The sequence below is a fragment of the Trinickia sp. HAY1-2D genome (assembly GCF_056754935.1).
In genome coordinates this window covers 3670298-3692743 of record NZ_JBPGWX010000002.1, presented here as the reverse complement: position 1 = coordinate 3692743, position 22446 = coordinate 3670298, and the positions used below count along the sequence as shown (strand labels likewise).

Annotated in this window: 15 protein-coding genes and 1 pseudogene; 10 read left to right on the top strand and 6 right to left on the bottom strand. The window is 59.8% G+C overall.

Features of this window, described 5'->3' with window-relative positions; genetic code table 11:
• Positions 1-84 precede the first annotated feature (84 nt).
• From ACR9ZC_RS24220 to ACR9ZC_RS24175, 10 genes and pseudogenes are all read left to right on the top strand, one after another.
• Positions 85-333, top strand: a complete 249-nt coding sequence (locus tag ACR9ZC_RS24220) for a hypothetical protein (RefSeq protein ID WP_481582205.1) — start codon at positions 85-87, stop codon at positions 331-333.
• A 12-nt stretch (positions 334-345) separates the two neighbouring features.
• Positions 346-897, top strand: coding sequence for a DUF1444 family protein (locus tag ACR9ZC_RS24215; RefSeq protein ID WP_481582204.1), 552 nt, complete (start codon positions 346-348; stop codon positions 895-897).
• A gap of 512 nt (positions 898-1409) precedes the next feature.
• Complete coding sequence (locus ACR9ZC_RS24210) at positions 1410-1952, top strand: hypothetical protein (RefSeq protein ID WP_481582203.1); 543 nt, start codon at positions 1410-1412, stop codon at positions 1950-1952.
• 340 nt (positions 1953-2292) lie between these two features.
• Complete coding sequence (locus tag ACR9ZC_RS24205) at positions 2293-2655, top strand: transposase (protein ID WP_481581720.1); 363 nt, start codon at positions 2293-2295, stop codon at positions 2653-2655.
• 14 nt (positions 2656-2669) lie between these two features.
• Positions 2670-2987, top strand: coding sequence for an IS66 family insertion sequence element accessory protein TnpB (tnpB, locus tag ACR9ZC_RS24200; protein WP_481581719.1), 318 nt, complete (start codon positions 2670-2672; stop codon positions 2985-2987).
• 63 nt (positions 2988-3050) lie between these two features.
• A pseudogene (tnpC, locus tag ACR9ZC_RS24195) lies at positions 3051-4363 on the top strand (IS66 family transposase); the annotation flags it as partial.
• A 75-nt stretch (positions 4364-4438) separates the two neighbouring features.
• A complete protein-coding gene (locus ACR9ZC_RS24190) occupies positions 4439-4585 on the top strand; it encodes a transposase domain-containing protein (protein WP_481582758.1) in 147 nt (48 codons plus the stop codon).
• Positions 4586-4692: 107 nt separating this feature from the next.
• Positions 4693-5238, top strand: a complete 546-nt coding sequence (locus ACR9ZC_RS24185; RefSeq protein WP_481582202.1) for a hypothetical protein — start codon at positions 4693-4695, stop codon at positions 5236-5238.
• A gap of 359 nt (positions 5239-5597) precedes the next feature.
• Positions 5598-6557, top strand: a complete 960-nt coding sequence (locus ACR9ZC_RS24180; RefSeq protein ID WP_481582757.1) for an SOS response-associated peptidase family protein — start codon at positions 5598-5600, stop codon at positions 6555-6557.
• A 1155-nt stretch (positions 6558-7712) separates the two neighbouring features.
• Entirely contained in the window at positions 7713-8369 is a 657-nt protein-coding gene (locus tag ACR9ZC_RS24175; RefSeq protein WP_481582201.1) for a very short patch repair endonuclease, read from the top strand.
• Here the strand turns inward: ACR9ZC_RS24175 and ACR9ZC_RS24170 are convergent.
• The 6 genes from ACR9ZC_RS24170 to ACR9ZC_RS24145 form a co-directional block, all read right to left on the bottom strand.
• On the bottom strand, positions 8351-8977 hold the full coding sequence (locus ACR9ZC_RS24170) for an MAE_28990/MAE_18760 family HEPN-like nuclease (RefSeq protein WP_481582200.1): 627 nt from the start codon (positions 8975-8977) through the stop codon (positions 8351-8353). The two genes, ACR9ZC_RS24175 and ACR9ZC_RS24170, sit on opposite strands and share 19 nt — an antisense overlap.
• 2 nt (positions 8978-8979) lie before the next feature.
• Positions 8980-10077, bottom strand: a complete 1098-nt coding sequence (locus ACR9ZC_RS24165; protein ID WP_481582199.1) for a DUF262 domain-containing protein — start codon at positions 10075-10077, stop codon at positions 8980-8982.
• A gap of 53 nt (positions 10078-10130) precedes the next feature.
• Complete coding sequence (locus ACR9ZC_RS24160) at positions 10131-11306, bottom strand: DNA cytosine methyltransferase (protein WP_481582198.1); 1176 nt, start codon at positions 11304-11306, stop codon at positions 10131-10133.
• 293 nt (positions 11307-11599) lie between these two features.
• A complete protein-coding gene (locus ACR9ZC_RS24155; RefSeq protein WP_481582197.1) occupies positions 11600-17446 on the bottom strand; it encodes a DEAD/DEAH box helicase in 5847 nt (1948 codons plus the stop codon).
• A 25-nt stretch (positions 17447-17471) separates the two neighbouring features.
• Positions 17472-19556 (bottom strand): hypothetical protein, encoded by a 2085-nt coding sequence (locus tag ACR9ZC_RS24150; protein ID WP_481582196.1) that lies wholly within the window; start codon positions 19554-19556, stop codon positions 17472-17474.
• Positions 19557-19578: 22 nt separating this feature from the next.
• Positions 19579-22230 (bottom strand): hypothetical protein, encoded by a 2652-nt coding sequence (locus ACR9ZC_RS24145; RefSeq protein ID WP_481582195.1) that lies wholly within the window; start codon positions 22228-22230, stop codon positions 19579-19581.
• Positions 22231-22446 lie beyond the last annotated feature (216 nt).

The following is a 22446-nucleotide window of genomic DNA, read 5'->3' as shown; positions in this document are numbered from 1 at the left end:
CGTCCGCCATGAGGTCGCGACCACGGTTTTCGAGGCGCCGAAGCCGGGCGCTGGCGCTTTGGTCCTTGCCATGGGAACAGGACAATGGAAAATAGAACATTCTCTTTGCCGTTCGACATCGAAATCAGCATCGACGATGGCGTGGTGAACATCGAATCCGAGTTGGCACGCGAGCTTCCGACATACGACAGCATGGTAGAGACGGCCAGGGTTGTCGGCGTAATCGAGGGCATCGAACACCTTCTCGTGGCTCTTGCTTGTGCGGGGCTCGACCTTGAGCAGCCTCAGTATGCCAATGCCATCCGCGCCTGCGTCGCGGGCCTTCAAGAATAAGCGGAGAAGCACTTGGGTTCGACATCGTCGTTTTGCCAACGAGCCGTCGCTTATCTGAAGCCGGTGATGAAGGACGAGGAACCGGCACAGTCGCTTTCCAATGCCGATTCCCCTGTTTTGCGAAGCATCAACGAAGACTTACTGTTGACATATGTCGTCGACGCTGGCGACCAGTTCCGGTTCGTCCAGCACAGACATCTTGAGCAGGAAGGTGTGTCGACCGACGAACTGCATGGCATCGCAGTCGCCAACCTAGAGCGCCTCGCCGAAGAAAAGCTAACTGTGCGCGAGTACGGCCCTATCTACGTCGCGCTGATGGGCGGAAATTTTGAAGCCAGCCTTCTGACGGTTCATGCGATGTGGATGCATTGGTATGCTCACTTGGTGCAGGACACTTTCATGGTGGCCGCGCCGGCGCGGGACGTTCTAGCGTTCTGTGACGCCTCATCGGCGGACGGTGTCGCGGAGCTTCGCGAGGTCATCCGAAGAGTCCAAGGCGGGGACCATCGCTTGCCGCCGGACTTATATCGGCGGGTTGGGCTTGAGTGGCAAAAATGCTCGTGACCGTGGCCACTGGTGGGGCGTGAACTTCGGGGTGTGCCGTGTGGAATGAAAGACCCGATTCGATTGCGGTACGTTGCTTCAGGGCCGCCGTCACATGCATCATCGCGGCGGGCTGGACCTATGGAGCGGTGAACGCATATCTGACATCAAAAGCGTTCGGAAATGGCTCGACCGTGGTCGAAGGGCATGTCCTGCGGCTGGAGCCGGGTTCAAACGGCAATCTAAGCCCTCTCGTCGGATACTCGTACGCCGGGCGCCAGTACGAACGACTTATTCGAGACAAGGACGGCCGCTACAATCGCGACGCGTTGCTGAAGCTCAAACTGCAAGTGCGACTGATAAAGTCATCCCCGGAAACCGCAATCGTCACCCGTTGGGAACAACCTCCGATGGTATGGCCGCTAGCGCTGGGAGCCCTTATTCTATTGAATGTTGCATTCGGTCTTACTGTGAGCATATGGCGGCCAGGGCCGTTCGCCCCGACCACATTCAAGTGACGCACACATGCGGCTATGCCAATAGAACTGTCGACGCCTTACGGCCTCGTACGAGTTTTCGACGAACCGACGTACTGCGCCGGCGCCCGAGACAATGTGCGTAGGTATGAGCGGTACGTATCCTTCGCCGAGAGCCCACCAACATCGGTTCACGGCGTGGAGCTTAATGGAAACTACATCTTCGCAATTGGCGCAGCGGGGGGCTGCTCGGCCGTCCATCCGCGTTCCGCCGCTGCAGCTTCAGAACGCCTCTTCCTGGCAGTCGGTGACCACGTAGTGTGCATTTCTCTCAATGGCCCTCATTCGTTGCTGTGGGCAACGCGCGTGGACGATGCGACTTGTTTCGGCGTCTACTGGGACGAGAGCCGAGAGGCGATTTTCTCTCACGGCGAGCTACAGATTATGCGGCTCACGTCCGATGGCAAACCGGTGTGGTCAGCGTCAGGCGCAGACGTGTTCTCGGAAGGTTTCCGATTGCGTAACAACTACATCGAAGCGGTGGACTTCGACCGGCGTGCTTATCGGTTCGACTACGATTGCGGCGAGCTGATTTGCTAGTGCAGCAAGAGCGGACGATGCCGCAATGGCAGCACCGGACTCGATGCAGTGGGGACGCGGCCCCGAACCGATGCGCTAGAGCTGCTTTTGGCGTTCGTCGGACATCGGCGGGTTTCGAAGATGCTTGTGTCCACAGAGCCCATCGGCCGCGCAAGGGCGTTCGCTCGCGAGTTACCAAACTGTGAGATACGGAAAATGAGCCTGTGCATTGGCATCAGTTCTGCGCACGCAAAACTGATAGGCTGCACGAGGGTAAGCGCACGGCCATCCCGTCTTGAATGACGACGCCGTAAGCGGCGACCATCGCGTCCACTTCAACTTAAGTGGACACGTGTACGCTATGCAAGAGCAGATCGAAGTTCAAACGCCGCGCCGGCGCCGACGCCGGCATACCGCAGAATTCAAAGCTGAGGCCGTCGCCGCATGCATGCGTCCGGGCGTCTCGATTGCAGCGATTGCGTTGCATTATCGAATCAACGCCAACCTGTTGCGTCGGTGGATTGGCGCTCGCGAAGCGAAAGATGTCGTTGAGCGTTCGACGCGGGTTGCGGAATTCGTGCCGGTGCCGCTGGCAACGACGATGCCTGTGCCTGCGCAAGAGATCGTCGTCGAACTGCGTCGCGGTACAACAGCGATCACGATGCGCTGGCCGGTGAGCGCTGCGCAAGACTGCGCACATTGGCTGCAGGGCTGGCTACGGTGATCCGAGTCGAAGCAATGTGGCTGGCCACCGAAGCGCTGGACATGCGAGCCGGACCGGACACGGTCCTCGCGCGCGTGGTCAAGGTGTTCGGCTCGGCCCGCCCCCATCACGCATATCTGTTCACCAACAAGAGCGCGACGCGCATGAAGGTGCTCGTGTACGACGGCCTCGGCCTATGGCTGGCAGCGCGCCGCCTGAACAAGGGCCGCTTCGCGTGGAGCACTGGGCACGGCGAATTCGCCGTCGCCCTGAACACCGAGCAATGGGACGCCCTGATCAAGGGCCTCGCTTGGCACACGCTCAGCGCAGATCACGCGATCCGCGTGGTCTGATATCCCCACGGCCGTAAACTGGCTTGCCCCGCCTGCAAGGTGTGTTCTGGCACACTCTGCAGGATGAACTCCTCGATCGACCTGAATGCCCTGAATGCCGACGAACTGCGCGCGCTCGCCGCGCAGTTGATGACGCAGGTTGCCGAGAAGGACGAATTGATTCGCTTCAAGGAAGCGCGCAACGCGCAGCTCACGCACGAGATCGCGCTGCTCAAGCGGTTGAAGTTCGCCGCCCGCAGCGAGAAGTTCAGCGGCGAGCAGCAAAGCCTGCTCGAAGAAGCGATTGACGGCGATATCGCAGCGATCGAGATGGAACTCGAAGCGCTGTCCTCGCAACCCGAGTCTGCCGGGAAGAAAAAGCCCAAACGCACACCTTTGCCGGCACACTTGCCGCGAGTGGATATCGCGCACGAACCTGGCTCATCGACGTGCACCTGTGGCTGCACGCTCGAGCGCATCGGTGAAGACATCAGCGAGAAGCTCGACTACACGCCGGGCGTGTTCACCGTCGAACGTCATGTGCGTGGCAAATGGGTATGCAAGCAGTGCGAGACGCTGATCCAGGCACCCGTGGCTGCACACGTGATTGACAAGGGCATCCCCACGGCGGGGCTGCTCGCGCAAGTGCTGGTGTCGAAATACGGAGACCATGTTCCGTTGTACCGACAGGAACGTATCTTCGAGCGCGCTGGCCTGGCAATCCCGCGATCGACTCTCGGCCAATGGGTCGGCGAGTGCGGCGTGCAATTGCAGCCGCTTGTCGATGCGCTCACGCGCTGCATCGTCTCACATGACATTGTGCAAGCTGACGAAACGCCGGTGGCGATGCTCAGCCCCGGCAAAGGCAAGACGCAACGCGCGTATCTGTGGACGTACACGCCGGGTGCCTTCGAAGCGCTGAAAGCCGTGGTCTATGACTTCGCCGAAACACGCGCGGGTGAGCACGCGCGAACGTTCCTCGGTGAATGGAAAGGCAAGCTGCTGTGCGACGACTATACGGGCTACAAGGCGTTGTTCGCACAAGGTGTGATCGAGCTCGGCTGTATGGCGCACGCGCGACGCAAGTTCTTCGATCTGCATGCGGCAAATAAAAGCGAGATAGCGCACTCGGCGCTGCAATATATCGCTCAGCTTTACGACGTCGAGCGTGATGTGCAACTGCTCACACGAGCGAGCGTCACGATATCCGCCAAACGCGCTCGCGTCCGATTGCGGATGCGCTTCATCACTGGATGACGCAGCAGCGTGCGCGTGTCAGTGAGGGCTCGGCAATAGCGAAGGCGCTGGACTACAGTCTGCGCCGATGGGCAGCGCTCACGCACTACTTGGACGATCCCCAAGCGCCGATCGATAATAACTGGTGTGAAAATCAGATCCGACCGATTGCCGTCGGCCGCAACAACTGGCTGTTTGCAGGCTCATTGCGAGCGGGCAAACGCGCGGCCGCGGTGATGAGTCTGGTGCAGTCAGCCAAGCTCAATGGCCACGATCCTTATGCCTATCTCAAGGATGTGCTCGCGCGCTTGCCGGCACATCCCGCAGCGCGTATCGATGAATTGTTGCCGCATCGGTGGCAGGCACCGGCGCCGGCTAACTGACCATCGCGGTCTCGTGGTCAAGACGGGATCGCCGTGCGCTTACGCACGAGGCTGGCGCGTTGCCGGTCAGTTCTCCGGAATTCAATGACAGACGGCGGGAGGTGAGAGTGGTCACCGCGGAAGTCGACGTCACCCCAGTTCAGCCGGCCGTAAAGGGCTTGGAACGAGCTGATATACATCGCGTGCTGCGCGACCCCGGCGGGCTCGTCGATTTGCTGAGCGACTTAAATTGTGTCGAGGCAGCAAAAGTAGTCGACGACCTCGCGGCTCACCTCCACAGCGCCACGCACGTAGATGCCGCCGGACTCATCGACCAACTGGCTCTTCTATGCGCAGAAGAGGACAGGCCCGGGCAGTCGTCGATTCGCACCGTCAACTGTTCCGTCGTCGCGTTCGTCGTCGACTGTATGCGATACGTCGCCGCCGGCGACACGGAATTCGTCCTCGTCGAGTTCATGAGCACGGCGTCGCTCCTTTGCGGTTACGACGTGCTCCTCGAGGTTGGCCGCGTACATCGGTCAGTCCGCACACGTTCCGGCGGTGACGTGGGCAGCGACGAACAGTACGAGACCACGGCGAAGGCTGTGGAGCGCGCAACGGAGATTTGGTTGCAGCGCGCCAACCGCGTGCTTAGCTCCTCCGACGCGATGTAGGAAGGGAACCAGTTCTTGTTTTCGCTTCCGGTCGGCGCAACGGTATAGTCGGGCCAATCATCGTCGAACGCGTCAATAAGTGGGGGCGAGCGGTCGCGGCTCTTGCCGTCAATACCCGGCAGGTAGTCGTCGTCCGACCCGATAGCTCGAACCCAGTAGGCGCAGGCGCTCTCGTCGCGCGTCTGGACTTGCCCCTCGTTCTTCAGGCAGACGGCAGACTGCGTGCCGGATACATTTCCGCCCCAATGCTCGCATCCCCGGCACGGCCGCGACATGCATTTCTCCCCTGCTGGGATACTGTATATCCATACAGCCTCTCGCCATACTATCATGGACGCTCGGTGCGGAGGGACGCGACTATGTGCTACTCGGCTCAGATAAAGGCGGACTACGGGCGGTTTGTCCGGACCTTCGGCGCGCGTATCGGGCTCGAGGAGTTCACCAGGCTTTATTGGGAGCGAGAGCAAGGCGCCGCGCATTTGATTTCAAAGGCTGTCGACTCGATGTTCTTGGTGCCGCAAACGCGCGCCGAGCGGCGCATCAAAGACATGATTGAACGATTCAACCGGTCGCAAGCCGCCAGGCTCGAGGAGGAACTGTTCAAGCAACGTACGCGTCTTGCCGATGCGGAGCGGGCGCTGCAAACGAAGGCGACGAAGGCCGCCGGCGAAAGCAAACGGATTGCGACCAACAAAGTTGAGAGCCTGCGTCGCAGGCTGGACGACCTACGGCGAACGGAACTGCTGGAGCGCGACGCTCGAATTTTTCCTGGGCACTACGCGCCGGTCATCGTCATGGAGAAGGGCGAGCGCGTCGTGAAGCCCATGCGATACCAATGCCGCCCCGCCGGCAAACCCGCTTTCTACGACAAGAAGTTTCCGGGCACATACAACGCCCGCAGGGACAACCTCGAAGGCTTCTGGCAGCAGCTGTTTGGCTACACGCACGGCCTGCTGGTCGCAACGGCGTTTTTCGAAAATGTCAGCAAAGCGAAGCTCGAGGGCCGGAAACTCGGGGAAGGCGAGAAGGACGAGAACGTCGTCTTGCGATTCGAGCCCCGCTCGGGTGACGACATGCTCGTGGCTTGCTTGTGGTCACGATGGACGGGTGCCGGCGAAGCCGACCTGCTTTCGTTTGCGGCAATAACCGACGAGCCTCCACCTGAGGTGGCGGCAGCAGGCCACGACCGGTGCATCATCCCAATAAAGCCTGAGAACATCGATGCATGGCTGGCGCCAGAGGCAGACAATCTCGAGGCGCCGTACGCGATACTTGATGACAGGGAGCGGCCGTACTACGAGCATCGGTTGGCTGCGTAAGCTGACTCGCGACGACAGCGGCGAACCTCACTTCGAGGTCGCAGGGAGCGCGCCGTTCACGACGCCACGAGTCTTGGCAGTCGCTGCCGAATCCACAGCAGAACAAGTCACTGCCGTTGCCGCCAGCACGACCGATTTGTGCTGAGCGAGTATTCCGCCGTCTTCTCATTCGCTGCGACCCACGAGACTCCTAGCGCATGGAGTCGAAGGCTTTTGAGGAACTGACGTGCGCGGTGCTGGACAAAGAGCTCGACCAGAGGAACGCTGACTTGTTCCACTTGGACAGGGAACGTCGGAACGAAATCGACTCGTGGGGCAAACGCTGTCCGTGCGTAGCGTCGGATTGAATCCGGTTGTCGTAAACAAGTCTTTCTCTTAAAGAAGAGGTTTTCATATCTGGATTGTGGTGAGTGTCTTGAGCTATGGGGCGAAGCTCCCCCTAACCGGGGATACGAGCCTCACCCCTGAGCCTGCGCGCTGGATTGCGGAGCCGGTCTCTCGTACGGGGCATCAGGGTCGCGTGCATCGCCCCGACTCGGCCAGACTATGCCAAGGTACGCACACCTTGCCGCTCACCCTCTAGCCGCTGCTCCCAGGTCGCGCCCTGAGCCCCCGCTTGGCGCCATTCAGCTGGCCGCGGGGTATCTAGCCCTCTCCTCCAGCAAAGAGTGTAAGGCGGCGTCTTTAAACGCGGTGGAATCTCCGGTTTAGGTGCCGGCTGGGTCCCTCGCGGACTCGCTGCTGAGCCACGGAAGCACCGGATGCATGGACGATATGCCCTCTGCCAACGTCGACATCGCGCCGACTTCCCGCGTCGCCGCTAGTGCGGCTCGGAAATCAAGTAGCTTGGCCGTAGCTAGAATTTAGATTTCGACCTGCCTAAATTCATTCGCTAGATATGTCTTTAACCTCTTCTTCAATGAAAGAGTTCCTCCGACATATAAAGCCATAAGTTGCATGGGACTCTTTTTTCTGCGGGGGCTTCGGCGCGTGCATAGCGTTCCGTCAGTACTCTTCGGAAGGAAGTGCTACGCGTCAAGGAAGCTCGTTCAAAACAAAATTGTGAGGAAGTTCAAGCGTTATGCGATTCCCTTCTGGTTAACCTCGGGAGCTGTGCCACGGACAGTCACGCGCAGCATGTAACCCGCGGGCGTTATGGGATTTGGGTGGTCCAAACGAGTCTGCCGCTTAATTGGTACTGGTGCGGTTTCAGACTCGGGATACGACGTCGGCGCTTGCGCGCGTCGAAAAGACCCCGTGTTGTGGCCAAATCGCTCGCGACGACAGGTTCGCGTCATCCGCCGGTGGCGCGAGAGTATCGGAGGTCATAAGAGCTGCTCGCTTGCTGGTAAACTGTCGAGACCGCGAACTGCAGGTTGGCATAGTCTTTTCATGGTCGACATCCTGACGCCTGAGCAACGGAGCGCCCGAATGGGACGGGTGCGGCAGACGGGAACCGATATCGAGTTGCGGTTACGACATGCGCTCTGGGCTGCAGGTCTTCGGTATCGCGTCAAGGCGGCGAAATCCCTGCCTGGTCGCCCCGACGTTGTATTCGTCAGCGCCAAGGTTGCCGTTTTCGTAGACGGGTGCTTCTGGCATGGATGCCCATTTCATGGCACCAGACCGGCCTCGAACGCGAAATTCTGGGCCGAAAAAATCACGCGAAACCAGCAGCGGGACCAACAGGTCGATGGCAAACTTTCTGCGGCCGGATGGCGCGTTGTACGCTTGTGGGAGCATGAAGTCAAAAAGGACCTCACGGGGTGCGTGAGCCGGATACGCGTAGCGATTCAAACCACTGACAGATAGTGACGGTGATTGAGAAATTCTTCTACGTCGTTGAGCACGGAAGCTAGCAAGGTGCTTACGCGCTCATAGTCGCGAGTTAGCTCGCCCGCAGTGAGGTCCTTGCCGTAGTCACCAAATGATTCCGCGCCGTGTGCCAGCCGGTTTCTGGCCACCATGATGGCGTTAAGACGCTCCTCCTTGTAAGCATTGGTTGTTTTAATCCCGAATTCGGTCAGCTTTTCGCGTATTTTTTTCGAATTCACATTTCCGTTGAACACCTTGGCCTTGTCGAACGTGCAGCCAATGATGTCGGTGGTGATGGCAACCAGCTTATCCGTTAGCTTGTCGGCAGCCACGTTTTTGACATTCGCAAGTACGGCAACCTTGAGGCTGGTACTCAGTGAGTCGAAAGCCACTCTTCTCGTCTGCAACTCGTCAAATATGGCCTCTACCGCGTTGGTCATGGTCGACTCAACCAGGTTGTAAAGCAGCAGCATCGCGGCCGCCTTCATCGTGGGCGGCAGTCCCTTGGGAATGCCGTGGTCCTTCGATTCGGTGTCTTCAAGCCATTCGAGATAGTCTTTGATTTCGGCACATCGTTTGTCGTAGTCGGCTCGAACGGAGTGCATTTTTATACGCGCAGAAGTTGGTCTCGAACAAATTCGATGCGGGCTTTCACCTTGGGTCGCGAATTGCTCGCGTCAGAAACCGTATGTTTCGAAAATTCCTCTGACGCCAACCAGTCGGCGATATCCTGCTTCGACGCATTGAGCCCAGGGTTCTTCAGCAGCGCGAGCGTTACACCGACAGAAATTGCTTCGAAACGGACTCGTGGAACGGATGAGTTCGTGGGAGATTTCCGGAAGCCAAAGGGGAAATTGTCGCGAACGAACTCAAGCATCGTTACAAAGCGGGCGAGCAACTTCTCCTTGTCGAAGTCGTTCTGGTGTTCCTTCAGATAGCCGTCAAGGAAGCTTCGCACGCTGTGGTTGAATTGTTCATAGCGGTCGGCATACGCGAAATAACGAAGTACCATTTCCTCCGCTTCTTCCCTCCGCTGCTTGCGATACGATATCGGGCACACTTCGTTAAACAGCGGAAGCGCGGCGCATTCCGCGATGAAATCATAGAAAGGCCCCGTAAAGATGCCTTTGCGTTTCTCCATCGCTCTGAGCTCGTCACTGCCTGTATTGATGCGTTCAAATATGTCGCGCCTGACCGATTCCGTGGCTTTCTCCGATAATTCAATCACACGGATAGGGCGCCGCTTGAACTTTCTCTGTCGTGAGAGTTCGATGTCCGAAAAGCTAAATCCGTTCAATTTGGACAGCTTCTCCAGGCCATCGAGAATCAGCTCGTCGTTTAGAAAGGCCGCGAGCGTGCGAATGCGTTGCGAACCGTCGACGATTTCGACACGACCTTCGTCCGAATCGATGTCTTTCGCGAGGGAAGCCGTGAACACGTAAGGTATCGGGAGCCCCAGCATCACTGACTCGATGAACTTGCTTTGACGGTCGGGGCTCCATACGAAGTCGCGCTGGTAAGCCGGAACGAAGAGTTCGTTGGCGTCCTCGGGCTCTCCTTCGAGATACTTCTGCACTATGAGTTCGACCGTGTATTCCTTGGTTTCATAGTCGACGTCGGTTTGCAGCTCGCGAACCTGTGCTTCAGCTGCCGTTTTGTCTTCTTCCGTGATAAAGCGGAGCTGGTTTCGTGCTGTCGTTGCCATGGTAATTTATCTGAAATGTTCCGTATCGAGCGCTGCGTCCCTCGACGTCAATGTCAGGCCGGCAGTAGTTCCAGCTGTCTTTCAATCCGGGGCGGAATCTCGCCGCCTAGCAGCTCGACATGGCGCTCCACCGCCGCTATGAAGGCGTTGTCAAACCTGAGCTTGGCGCGGCGGGTTCGCGTCAGGAAGCCGAGTGTTGCTTTGAGGGAAAGCGGGTCACCCTCATCGAGCAAGAAATCCGACAGGGAGGGTGGCCGGAGTCCTAAGGGGTCGACGCCTATGGATACCTGATATCTGCGCTTGCCGTCAAAGCGTGCGGCCCGTGGAATCCGACCTGACGCCGGAAACTCGCCGTCAAGTTGACTGTTATAGGCCCCTGGATTGGCCAGCCGTTGCCCCAGCCATTGGGCAACGGGGACGCTGACGGCACTGCCCACGAGACTCCAGCGAAACGACGGTCGAACGGCCTTTTCGGCGGGTTCAGTCCAGCCCGGTGCAAATCCCTGCAATCTTTCCGCGTCGCGGATACTCGGCTTGACGATTTGTCCATCTGGCAGCAACACCGCTGGTGGCGACGGAATGCCAATCGTCGAGCCATTCTTGAGCGTCGGGACGCTGTCGACCGCCCATCCGAGACCCGTTAGTCCCTCGGTCCAGTAAAAGCCATGCGCAATGCGACCGACGTCGGTTTTCGGACGGGGCAGTACATTCTCGTCGGCAAGAACAACTTCTGCCGGGTCGATTTCGCGCGAAGCCACCATAAAGACCCGTTCCCGCCGCTGCGGCAGGCCGAACGCAAAGGTATCGACGACGCGATATGCCCAGCGATAGCCGCGGCGCTCGAATTCGTCAGCGATAGCCCGCATCGCTGCGCCGCCATTCAGCTGCAGCATGAACGGCACATTTTCGATTACAACGGTAGGGATTCGCCGTCGCGACAACAGGCGGAAGACTTCCGCAATGAGCCCGGACTTCTGGCCGTCAAGCCCCGCACCGCGACCGGCTTGACTCAAGTCCTGACACGGGAAGCCGGCGCAGATTGCGTCGATGTCGGACGGCAGGGACCTCAGCGTCGTTACGTCGGAGTGGTAAGGCACGTCGGCAAAGTGGCGTTTTAGCACTGCTTCGGCTGCTACATTGACGTCGCAGAGTAGCCCTGTGCGATGACCTGCCTCGGCCAGGCCAAGCTCGAATCCGCCGATTCCGGCAAAGAGTCCTGCAAATCTCATTTTTTCATCTGTCGCTATTTCTGGTCGCGTGCGCAACGTCATGCCGGGACCGAGTCGCACTTCTCTGGCGCCTTCACCCAGGAACCGCGCCACTCGGAAGGATACTCGAGTTTGCCAACGGCCTCGAGGATTTTTAGCGCGTACTGCGGGCTTCACATGCAGGCGGTCGACGCGCCGCGACTCCGGCGCGCCCTTGCAGGGAACAGCAGGCGAGGGCAGCACTCATGGCATCAGCGGCGCTCCCGCTCGGCGGTTGCGAAGCCGTGGGTGCATGGCTGCTCGCGAAGGAAGGCTTACGTCAGTCCGTGCTTCTGCGCATGCTCACGTGCCGCGAAGAGGACTCGCTGCGGACGCCTTGCGGCCTGAAATGTGTCAATCAACAGCGTTGTCCCGGAAAACCCGTCTGCGCATTTTTCCAGCACGGCCTTTCTCGACCAGAACGGATGAACGACTATGTATCGGCGCGTTGTACTGCGCTCCTCTATCGACGGCAGCCGCAGGGGGCCAACGCGCTTCAGGTCGTATAGGTCAGGGCTGAGTCCGGCAATCTCTCCCGCCGAGCGCCAGGCCAAATCCGGCCAGTCGGCGAGCTCAGGGGAGGTGGCCCAGTTGCCGTCCAGACCCGCCATCGACGACGCGTCGAGAAACACCCGGAGCATCGACAGTCCGAGTCGCCAGTCCAGCAAACCGTGATAGGCCCGGTTGCCATACCGCTGCATACACTCGTAGCAGGCCTGCGAGCACGTACCGCGATGCGTCTCGTGAAAGTACGGGGCAACGAGGGTGTCTAATAGCGGGGCATCGACCATGGACTTCGCGAGCCTGACGACGAGCGGAGGATTCCCTTCGGCGAGGCGGTTTGAAAATCCGGCACCGTTCACAAGGAAGTCTGCAATCTGCAGCAACGGCTTGCCGTTGCGCAGGCGCGGCTCGAGAGCCTCGAACTCGTCGGGTGCGATGTCCAGCTCAAGGGAGGCCCGCTGCATCAACAGATGAGTCGCGCTAATCAGCGCAGCGCGGACCGAGGTGTCCCCGAAGTCACGACCGACCCGGCCGATATCCAGTCCTTCCGGAACCCGGACGGGGGTTAGATACACGGCGTCCGTCTTCTTGCGGGCCATCAGCCGGACCGCTTCGTCAGTCAAATCCAGATTGCGCCGCGCAGCTCCGCGCATGTCCAGTTCGGCAAATTTTTCTTCGATAACGAGCTGACCGTCCAACGACCATTTGCGATTCCCCGGCGCTGGTACTCGGTGGTCCTTGGTCGGGACCATTGCGAACGGCTGGGCCACACCGGAGTCATCGAGCTGGCCTTCGTTGAGTCGCAGAACGCGTGCGTCCGCTGTCGTGCCAACCGACATGTTTGAACCGGGCACGCTGTCGAGAAACACATTTGAGGCCTCGGTCGTCGTTACGCGCCGGAATACGGGCGCCAGTTCTCCTTCCTCGACAGACTTGGGGTGGAAATCAGTGGTGAAAGCAACGGGACTGGTATACGTCGCGAATCTTTCGCTGAGGATGTCGCATTCGCAATCCACGCACTGGACCTGTTCCATCGGGATGTCGGCAAGACTTGACACGGCCCCGCAAGACTCGCAAAACGCAATGTATCGGACTTCTGCTTTCCACGACCCGAATGACGTCGCACGATTCGGTTTCACGTCCGGTTCGCGCAGCGCGGGTGAGAAGCCAATTGACTCGTGCTTCCTCTTGTCGCGTACAAGCGAGCGACCCGGCGCAAACTCGTAGACCGCGATATCAAGGTCCCGGTCAACCGTTGCAAATTCAGGAGTGTTTTCCTCGTTGTTCTCGATGCCGACATACAGGTCGCGCACCCTTGTCGGCATGCCGTACATCGGCAGCAAACCCTGCTCAGCAAGAAACTGTGCGAGTGGCAGTGGGCTGCCTGCCCCTTCTCCGGCGAGAGACCAGACTTGGTGCGCTAAGTGTTGCGGCGTCATTGCATCTTTCATGGTCCCGGCTTGTGTCGTGTCCTTGTCGGACACTGCATCAATGACCCGGTCCCGCGTTGCGAGCGTGGCGGCCAGCGCGCCCTTGAGCCGACTCTGCCAGTTGCCACTGGCGTCATAGAAGCTGGACGCGGGCGGAAACTCACCATGCGTATCCGTCAAGTCATCTCCTGGATAAGCAGGGCCGTCTTCATCTCGCAGGCGCGCAAACGCAGCAGCCAGCCAAGCCTTCCGCACAATCCGTTCGACAATCACGACATGTCCCGTAGTCAGGAACGGTGGAGGTGGCACATCACTGGTTATTCGCTTGGGATTGCGGAAGTAGTGGAGGTCGTGACTTCGGCTCCGGCATAAGGTGACGACCATCGAGAATGCCTGACCACGCCGACCCGCGCGACCGACGCGCTGTTGATAGTTGAACCGCTGCGGCGGCATGTTCGCCTGATAGACGGCCTGCAGCGCACCAATATCAATACCCACCTCCATCGTCGTCGTGACGGATAGCAGGTCGATTTCATTGATGCGCTTGAAGAGCTCAAATTCAGGCGACCGCTTTTCTCCAACGAAGATTCCCTTGAAGGCTCTGAGCCGGGCGGCCGGCGAGCCGGTTTGTCCCGTGAGTTCCTCGCAATGCAGCCGGAACGCCGATTCGTTACCCTGCGCCGAACGCATCGTGCGCCGTGCCAGGAAGTTCGAGTCCCATAGCTGCTCGACATTTCCTTCTCGCTCAGTAGGCAATGGGTCAAGGCAGCGCGTGCACATGCCGGTTCCTCGGTGCAGATGAACGCGGCCACAGTTCCCGCAACGAAAGTAGGGGTCTCCCCTTTGGCTCAGCCTGACGTAGAGTTTGCTGAGCTCCACGATACCGTGGGCGTGTTCGAGGGCCCGAAATTTCTCGAGCACGTCGTCTAGTTCAACGACAGGCGCCGCGGGTGCGCTCGCACGCGCGAACTTCAAAATCCGGTGCCGTGGGCCAAACTCCTGCGCATGGTCGACATGGGCCGCATCGTCCGACCAACGGTTTCCCGCTACACGATAGGCATCTGCGAACACCCGCAGATACGCATCGAGTCGGTTCGAATCAGTGGTCTGGCTGGCGGTCATCGACGGATAACCGATACCGGTCTCCTCGAGCGCGAAGTAGGTCTTCGCGAACAGCACTTCGTAGGTCAGCGGACGCTGGTCCTCGCGAATCTCGGCGCGAGCCTCACCGGCTTCCCCGCTGTCGCTATGTGCGGGCCATTCAGGCTTCCCGCTTGCTCCAGCGGGGACGACCCAGTGATTCCACGGCTCGTTGCGGATGTAGCCGATACCTGCGGCGTCCGTCGGATGAATGCCAAGCTCGACATGTCGCCGTAGGTAAGAGCGCAGTTCGTTCGAAGTCAGCAGTACGGGTTCGATTACTTCGGCAAGTGCAACCCGTGACGGGTCGGTCGCGAGCTGCAACCTGGCCAACTCGTCGGAGAGCTGCTTTAGTTCAAGAAAGTCGCCCCTCTGGAGTGCCTCGTCGGCCTGCCTCTTCATCTCTTCGCGCGCTTCGCCACTCGGCCGCTCAGCAACGACCGACTTCAGCGCTTCGATGAGCATCTGTCGGCGGGTATCCTGATGGTGCCGACGCTCGATGTCCAGTGCGGCACGGGCCGCATCCTGCCGGCTGTCGGAAAAGACCACTGATTTGGGAGTTCGACCGCTCACCCTCAAGGCGGAAAACAGCTCGGTCGCGAGCAACTGCGACGTTTTCGCGAAACCGGTACGAAAACTCCGCAACGGCGACATAGCGCCCATCCCTGGCCTACGCTTGCTGTAGTCGGTCCCGCAAGCGGGACAGCAGCGCGGTGAAGCCGACCCGGGCTTCCTGGCTAGGTCGTCCGCTTGATTCATGTGGAAGAGCCGTCCCGCGAGCCGCGAGTTGTCGGATGAGGCAATGGCCCTTACCATCGCGTTGCGTGTATCAAGCGACGCATCGGGCCAGTGTTCGTGCCGGGTTTCACCTTCCTTCGGCTCGTCGCGCCGCGGCCAGAAAATGGCGTACTCGTTGTAGCTAAGACTTTCGTAGTTCGTAATCGCGGCGGCTTCGGGTAGCTGCTCAAGGTTCGGCGCGGTCGTCAGCAGCTCGGTCGCCCCCAAATTGTCGTCGGCGTTTCGACGTCCACCGACAAACAGTTCGCCGCACGCTTCGCAGTAAACGAGCTCGAACAGCCGCCTGGTCATACCGTCGTCGCAAAGAGCATGCGTGTGACCGCGCTCAACCGAGAGCCCGTCGAAGTGCAGCCTTCCCTCGCCGTCTCGATAGGGTGCCGCGAACATGCCTTCGATACTCCGGAAGAAGGAGTGAAGGCGGACACTTGGAAGTCCGTCCGGGACCTCGATGCCGTAGAGTTCGGGCGTTGATACCGTGTCCGCAAGTCCGCGCAGAATGCACAACCCTCGAACGGCTTTCTCGGCGTCGACGCCACCCCCTCCGAAAAGTCGCAGGGCGATTTCACTGACCGGAGTGGCGCGCAGCACAGTGGACCTTTCATCGCCGGTGGTGCAGGCGTGAACTATTGCGGACGATGCAGCGGCAATCACTTCGGGCAGAGCCGCGGCGACATCCGCCGGAGATGCGTCTATGCCCAACGACTTCGCTATTCTCACAATGGCGACATCGAGTGCGGAGGTGCGCGCGGTTACTTGTGGAGCGAAATCAGCGCCGCTGACGTCCAAGACAGCGGCGAGCTCCAGGAACGGCTCGATAGCAAGCGGCAGTGTGCCGTTATACCGCTGTGCGCGTTGCCGTCCACGCACGATTGCATGGCGCCAGTCTGCGGGTGTGCCAAAACCAGCGTCGCCGGGTTCGCGAGCTGAGCCAAAGCTGCCGAAGAAATCAAACAAATACTGGAGACTAACCTCAGAGTCGGGACCTTCATCAGGCAATGAGGCGCTCGACGCGAGAATCCTGACCTTATGCCGATGCTCCGGTCTGTCGAGACCCAGCTTGGCGAAAAGGCTCCTCAGGAGACCGACGACCTCCATTCCAGCTGAGCCCCGAATCAGGTGAAGTTCGTCCATGACCAGAAAGAAGTAGGCATCGTCGTTTTCTTCGAGCCATTTGCGAGTCGACGTGAAGATTGGTTCGTCGACCTCGCGCACGAGCATCGTCGCGAGCATCGACGTATTGGTAATCAGGATATCCGGCGGGGTCGCCTGCATGTCCCAGCGCGTGACCATTTCCGAGCCATCGAGCGCGGGAAACAAAAATCTCGTGGGTTCGGGGGCTTCTCGGCCAGCCGCGTGTGCGTCGGCAAGCTCTCGCGCATCATGTTCGCGCGCAAGTGCCTGGGTGTCTGACAGGTCGCTCATCCGGCTGCGCATCGTCTCCATGCGTCGCGCTCGCCTGCGTCTCTCCTGTGCAGTATTGGCCCGCCGAGGATGATTGAGGTGGCCGGTGACCGGCGAGGCGCCAGTGTATCGGCCAAAGAAGATGCGATTTCCGCTGAATCGTTCATCCATCACGGACGTGGCTTCGTCGGAGTCGAGCGCACGGCGTAGTCGCGTCATCTGGTCCTCGACCAGCGCGTTCATCGGGTAGATGAGCAACGCGCGAACCGCTTTGGGGCGACCGGGACTTTCCGTGGACCGTTGCGCGACGAATTCCTGTCCAGCTTCTTTGTACCATTCGTTCGAGAGCTTTTTCCCCGTAGGCGCAGGCCACCGCACGGCCTCCTGTGCGATGGTCGCCAAGATGGGGAGCATGAAAGATTCAGTTTTTCCCGAACCCGTGCCGGACGTTACGATACCGGGCGTACCACGACCCACTCCGCGTTCGAGCATCTGCCACTGATGCAGGTAGGGGCGCACATTGCTAGTTCGCCGCACGTCGTCTCTGCCGGACGCTTCACCGGGAAACAATCCGGATAGTGCCAGTTCAACAAAGGCGCGCCGGGCCGCGCTCGAAAAAGAGCGCAGCGGATTTCCGGAGTCAAGCAAGACAAGGTCTTGGAGGAAGCATTCCACCTGTTCATAGCGTGGCACCGGCTCGAGAAAGGGCTCGGTTGTCAGCGTGCCGTGTCGAGTAAGCAGTTCTCGCCGTGCTGCCGAGACGGACTGGTCGCGAATCCGGAAAGCGGTTTCCAGATACGACAGGAAGAATTCCCGGATTCTATGAGTGGCGCCTATCGGGTCGAGCATGTCGTTTACCGTGATTGTTGTGTCTTCAGTTCGTCATCGACGTGTAACCGTCTCTCACTGTCGACGGGAGGCTCGTTGCATCCCTGGAGCAGAGAAACCGTCCCCATCCTTGAACGGCTGCCATCAGGCGCTCGGCGTCGTCGCCGATGAACTGAGTCCTGAATCTTGCGAGGCGGGCGAGCACGCTTGGAGGAAAATCGAATGTGACAAGCCGTTTCAGCCAGTCGCTGGCGGCGGAGCCTGTTGGGATGGTATCCGCGGCGACCGTCAGGCGGCTGGGCGGCGGTAGTGGAGCAACCGCGCTCGCCAGCGCGGCGACGGCGCCCGCCGCATGTACACCGGGAAAAACCGGAACCAAGTACTCGGACCGATTATCGTCGGAAGCACCCACGCCAGACTGCGCGTCACTTTGCCCCGTGGTGGTGGCGAATAGGAGGAGGTTGGTCGGGCGGGACACGCTCTGGAGGATGGATTGAAACGACGCGAGCCATAGCCGGTAGGGTGCGGCATCGATGTCGCGTATGCAGAGAATATGGAAGCAATCGGGAGCGCCGAGGGCTACCTGCCAGGCATGTGCGAACGCGGAGGGTGCTTGCGTCCCGGGTGCCCGCCAGAGGTCGTCAAGACCGATGATGCTGGGGTCCAGAGCCATCGTTCGATACACACCGGCGGCGATGCATCGCGCATACGCCCGGAGCGTGAGTTCGGCCTGCGGACCGCATAGCAGGACCAGCTCGCCGGCTCGCGCGAAAATGTCAGCCAGTCGTAGCGCGCTTTCTTCTACTCCATGGCGCTTGGCTTCCTCGCGGATGACGATGGCCAACGCGTCGTATCCAATTTCGTTGCATGCTCCGCTTGGCAATCCGGTTCCCCAGGGCGGCATGACGGGTGGAATGAGCGACGGCCCGCGGTAACCGTGCTGAGCCAGCATACGTTCGAGTTTTTCAGCGACGAACGGTAGCGCGGCGTGGCCTTGAAGAGGGCTTTGAGCGAGAGCGGTGCGCAGGTCTGAGGCAACCGCCGACAAGGCATTCGAAATCGCCTTCTGCTGCTCACGGCCCAGGAGGCACAGTTGTTCCAGTTCCGCGAGGTCGCTCGAAGCCAGAGCACGACGGCGCTCGAGATTCAGGACCTCAGATGCGAGTTCGTCGCGCTGCCGTCGTGCTTCGGCAAGGGAAGCCTCGGTTTCCTCTCGCACCTGACGTTCAAAGCCGGGTCGTGCCTCCTCGAGAGCACGACGGGTCGCGAGTTCTGTCGCTGCAGCTACTTTTTCCTTGGTACTCTTGAGGTCGAGTATCAACGAACTCAGTTCTTCGGACGCCTCCAGTCGCGCTTCGAGTATCGGCCAGTCCGCCTTGAGCCGTTCCATGTCAAGCACGATGCCGTTGTCGTCTCCCGGCATGAGCTCCGCCTGCCTCAGCGCGCGAGAAATATATTTGACGGCATCCCGTGATGGTCGTGCGTAAGCGGTATCTCCAACGCCCTGCATGAACTTGCGGAAGCGGTCGATGACGCGCTCGATAAAGTCCTGGTCACTGCACCAGTTGACCGTCTTGATAACGGTAGCACGCGGTATGGTTTGAGCTGGAACGACCCGCAATCCGTTGAAGTCGAGCAACGATTTCCAGCCGTTCGGCATTGCCTTCTGTTGCACGGGCCGAGAGACGCTGTTGCTACGCCAGAGGCCGTCAACCGAGCGTGTGAGCGTGACCTCACAGAAGAGGTCATCGGACAGGAGCGCGACCGCGGTCACCGAGTTGAACTCGAGCGGAAGCTGGACGCCCTGATTGAAGAGCCTTCGTCGTGCCATCTCCAGCGAAATCGACGACAGGTCGATAATTGGCGTCGCCCGCACGATGTCCTCGGCGAGCAGGAGGTCAGGACCATTTAGGTCACGTTGCTCGTTCGGACGCCGCGTGAATGTCCACAGGCTGTCAGTTGGGGCGTTAAGCAGGCCGCGCGTCGAGAATATTTTCCCTTCCTTGGGAAACATTTCGATAGTGTTATCGATTCGTTTCCATTGCCCTGCGACTCGCACTGCGAGGGGCTCCATCCGTGCCCAGGTCGCTTCGTTTCTGAAGACCTTTCCCAAAAACAACTCGTCGTCCATCACAACCCCATGACCCTCATTGTCATCGTCGCCCTACGGCGGGCGGCGTCATTTGCTGTACCCGAAACACGTTCCTGTTTCGCGACCATCCGAGTATTTCCGCGGACAGGCCGCTCAATTTTGCGTCAAGCGCCGACTGGTGTTGGACAAATGCCTTGCCGAACGCGGAGCGTATCCAGGCAACGCAGTCTGCATTCATGTCATAGACATACGTCCAGCACCCATCCACCAATGCCGGACCGGGACTTCGACAGGAGGAAAGCATGGCGAGATTCGCAAGTGGCTCGACGAGGTGACCGTCCTCGCTGTTTCGTACGAGGCGGTCACCGTCCCATTTGAACATCGCGATTCGCGCGCGCCGGTACGCCTCGACGATTGCTGACGTCCGGGAAGTGGTCGCGTATCGTGCGGAATTGGGGCCGCTGACAACGAAGATGTCATCGCGGTCGCCCCGTTCTCGCCGGAAACGTTCAAGGTTTACCGGCCCCGAATTCGTGGTATCAAGGCTTCGAAAACCGCCTATGCGCCAGTCCCATCTCGCTGCGCGCCGATGGCGAGATTCGTCAACGTCCTCTGATGGCCAGCAATCTGGCGCAGCCATGGGTATGCATACCGGGGGCTCGACGACCGCCCATGCGAGTTCTTCAGCAACCATGCCCAGGGTGGGTCCCCGCGCGAGCTGCATAGACGCCGTGTACTCACTTGCTCCCGGTCGCTCTATCACGGTACAGCCAGCGGCCTGAGCGGTTTGCTGGAAGCGGCGCCGGATGTTCGCAGGTGTGCTTCCCACAAGCAGCAACCCCTCTATGCCTTCTGTATCCCTAACTCGGAGAAGGGAGGGCGGAGTCAGCCACCAGCGGCGTGCTCGCCATCTCAGGTTGGAGGCTGACGTAAGCCAGCCGCACTCCATCAATCCGCGCAGTATGTCCCAGATGGGGGGCGCGTCTTCTCCGAGAACGGTACGCATGGTCGACACAAGCTCCTGTTCCGACCAGCCGGCGCGGCCCCCGGCGTACAGTGCTTCCAGACAGTCCTGGAACAGTGCTGAGCGCTGTACGTCGGGCGCGCGGTCACCGCTGATGTCTGTCAGGACAATTGGCCCGCATGTCGAGCGAACACGGGCTTCCTCGCGCCGCCGCCACGTCGCCTCGTCAATAGCCCCGAGTTGGGCGTGTTCCAGGGCGTCTGGGAAAAAGACAACCGATGTTTCAATGGCGAGGGGCTCCGCCGACGGAATCATGTTCTCGTCCAGACGAAGCTTGTATGCGCCCTCGAGAGGGGTGTCCGCGACGATTGAATAGCGGTCGTCGGAATCGAGGCGGAGCTGACACTTGATACCGTTTTCCTGCACTGGACGCAGCGTCACGGTGCCGGGACCCGCAGTTCTGATTTGCGGGAGAAGTGCTCCCCGGCCGAGAAATCCTGAGCCGGTCCTGTGTCCGCCGACAAGCATCATGGCCTGGGAGGGCGAACCGGCTGGTTCAATGCTCGGTCCTAAGTATTGATACACAGAGCGGCAGTCGCGGGCCGGAATCGGACCCGCCAGTCTCCACTCGTCTCCAATCGGCTCGCTACTGACGCCCCATTTGAGGGCGACGTCCCGGTTTTTCTTTGACAGGAGGAGAAGGCAACGGGCGGACACAGATGGCTGGAGCAGGCTCGAATGCCATACGCCGAAGCGGGACTCGACGAACGGGACGCTGCCGCGGCTGATGGCCGAGACAAGCGCCTCGCTTGCGTTTTTCCCGACTCGCTCGCTAGCCCAAGATGCCGTTTGCGCCAATACATGGTCCGGGCAATCTTGCAGTGCCTCGAGCGGGTCGACGTTCCCGTTCGTGTCAGCCAGGATGACGCGCAGTTCCACGTCGTCAAGCGTTGCGCCGAATCTGAGTTCAAGGCGCGGTGCAAAGATTGGCCCGGCTGCGGGTGAATGCTGTTCCGTCAGGAGGCCGGCCAAGGCTGTCCAGAAGCGATGCAGGCCAAGCAACGAGGCCTTTTGAAGATACAACTGCCGGTATTCCGCGCTAGCCTGGCGCATTGCCAGCGAAAAGCTGGCGTCGTTTTCGACCAGGGAGGCCAGTTGAATCGCTGCCCCGGCTGGGTCGACGATTGAGCGGTATTCCGTCCTACGGTTCAAAAGTTGACGTAGTCGCCGCACGTCACGCCAGGCCGGGAAGGTTATTGCGTGAGTGATGCCCAGGTGCTTGCCAGTACCCCTCACCGGAAGGGGGAGCACCACCTCTCGGAAAGCTTCACCGGCGGCATGCGCCTCGTTGCACCAGGTCTTCAGCCGATGCCACAGGGCAGGCAACGACGAACGGTAGTTGAAGGAGTTATGGGTGCCGAAGGCTCGGGCGAGGTTTTCACCAAAATTCCGAGTGGAGTCGTTGTGGTCTGCCGTGGCAACAATCGCACATGTCATCACGAGGAACCGGAAGAACCCCGGAAGTCCTGGTTTGGGCTTGAATGGCACGACACCGTTGGCCAGCGCGTCGGTCATCGCGGCCGGACCACCGCAGGCTGCGGCCAGAAATCGCACCGGGTCTACGTCATGCGCGATTTTCAAGGCCATGCGCAGTTGCGGTTCGGACGCGTCGATGTAGCGCAGCGGGCCTGCACCAAACGCCCCGTCGGAATGCAGATAGTAGGCCGTGAGCGCGGCTTCGACGCGCAACTGGTCTGCCGCCGAACACCGGTCTGCCACTGGAGCTAACACCGAATGGCCCTCTTTTCAGAAATTTGTTTACTCTTGTTTTAAGTGCAGGTCTCCGCTTGTCGGAGCAAAGCGCCCTATTCTCACTATATGAATGTAACAGGATGTTACCTCAATTACGCATTCAAAAATCACGCGTTCGAATCTGCCCCACGCGCAAACTCTGGCATAACCACG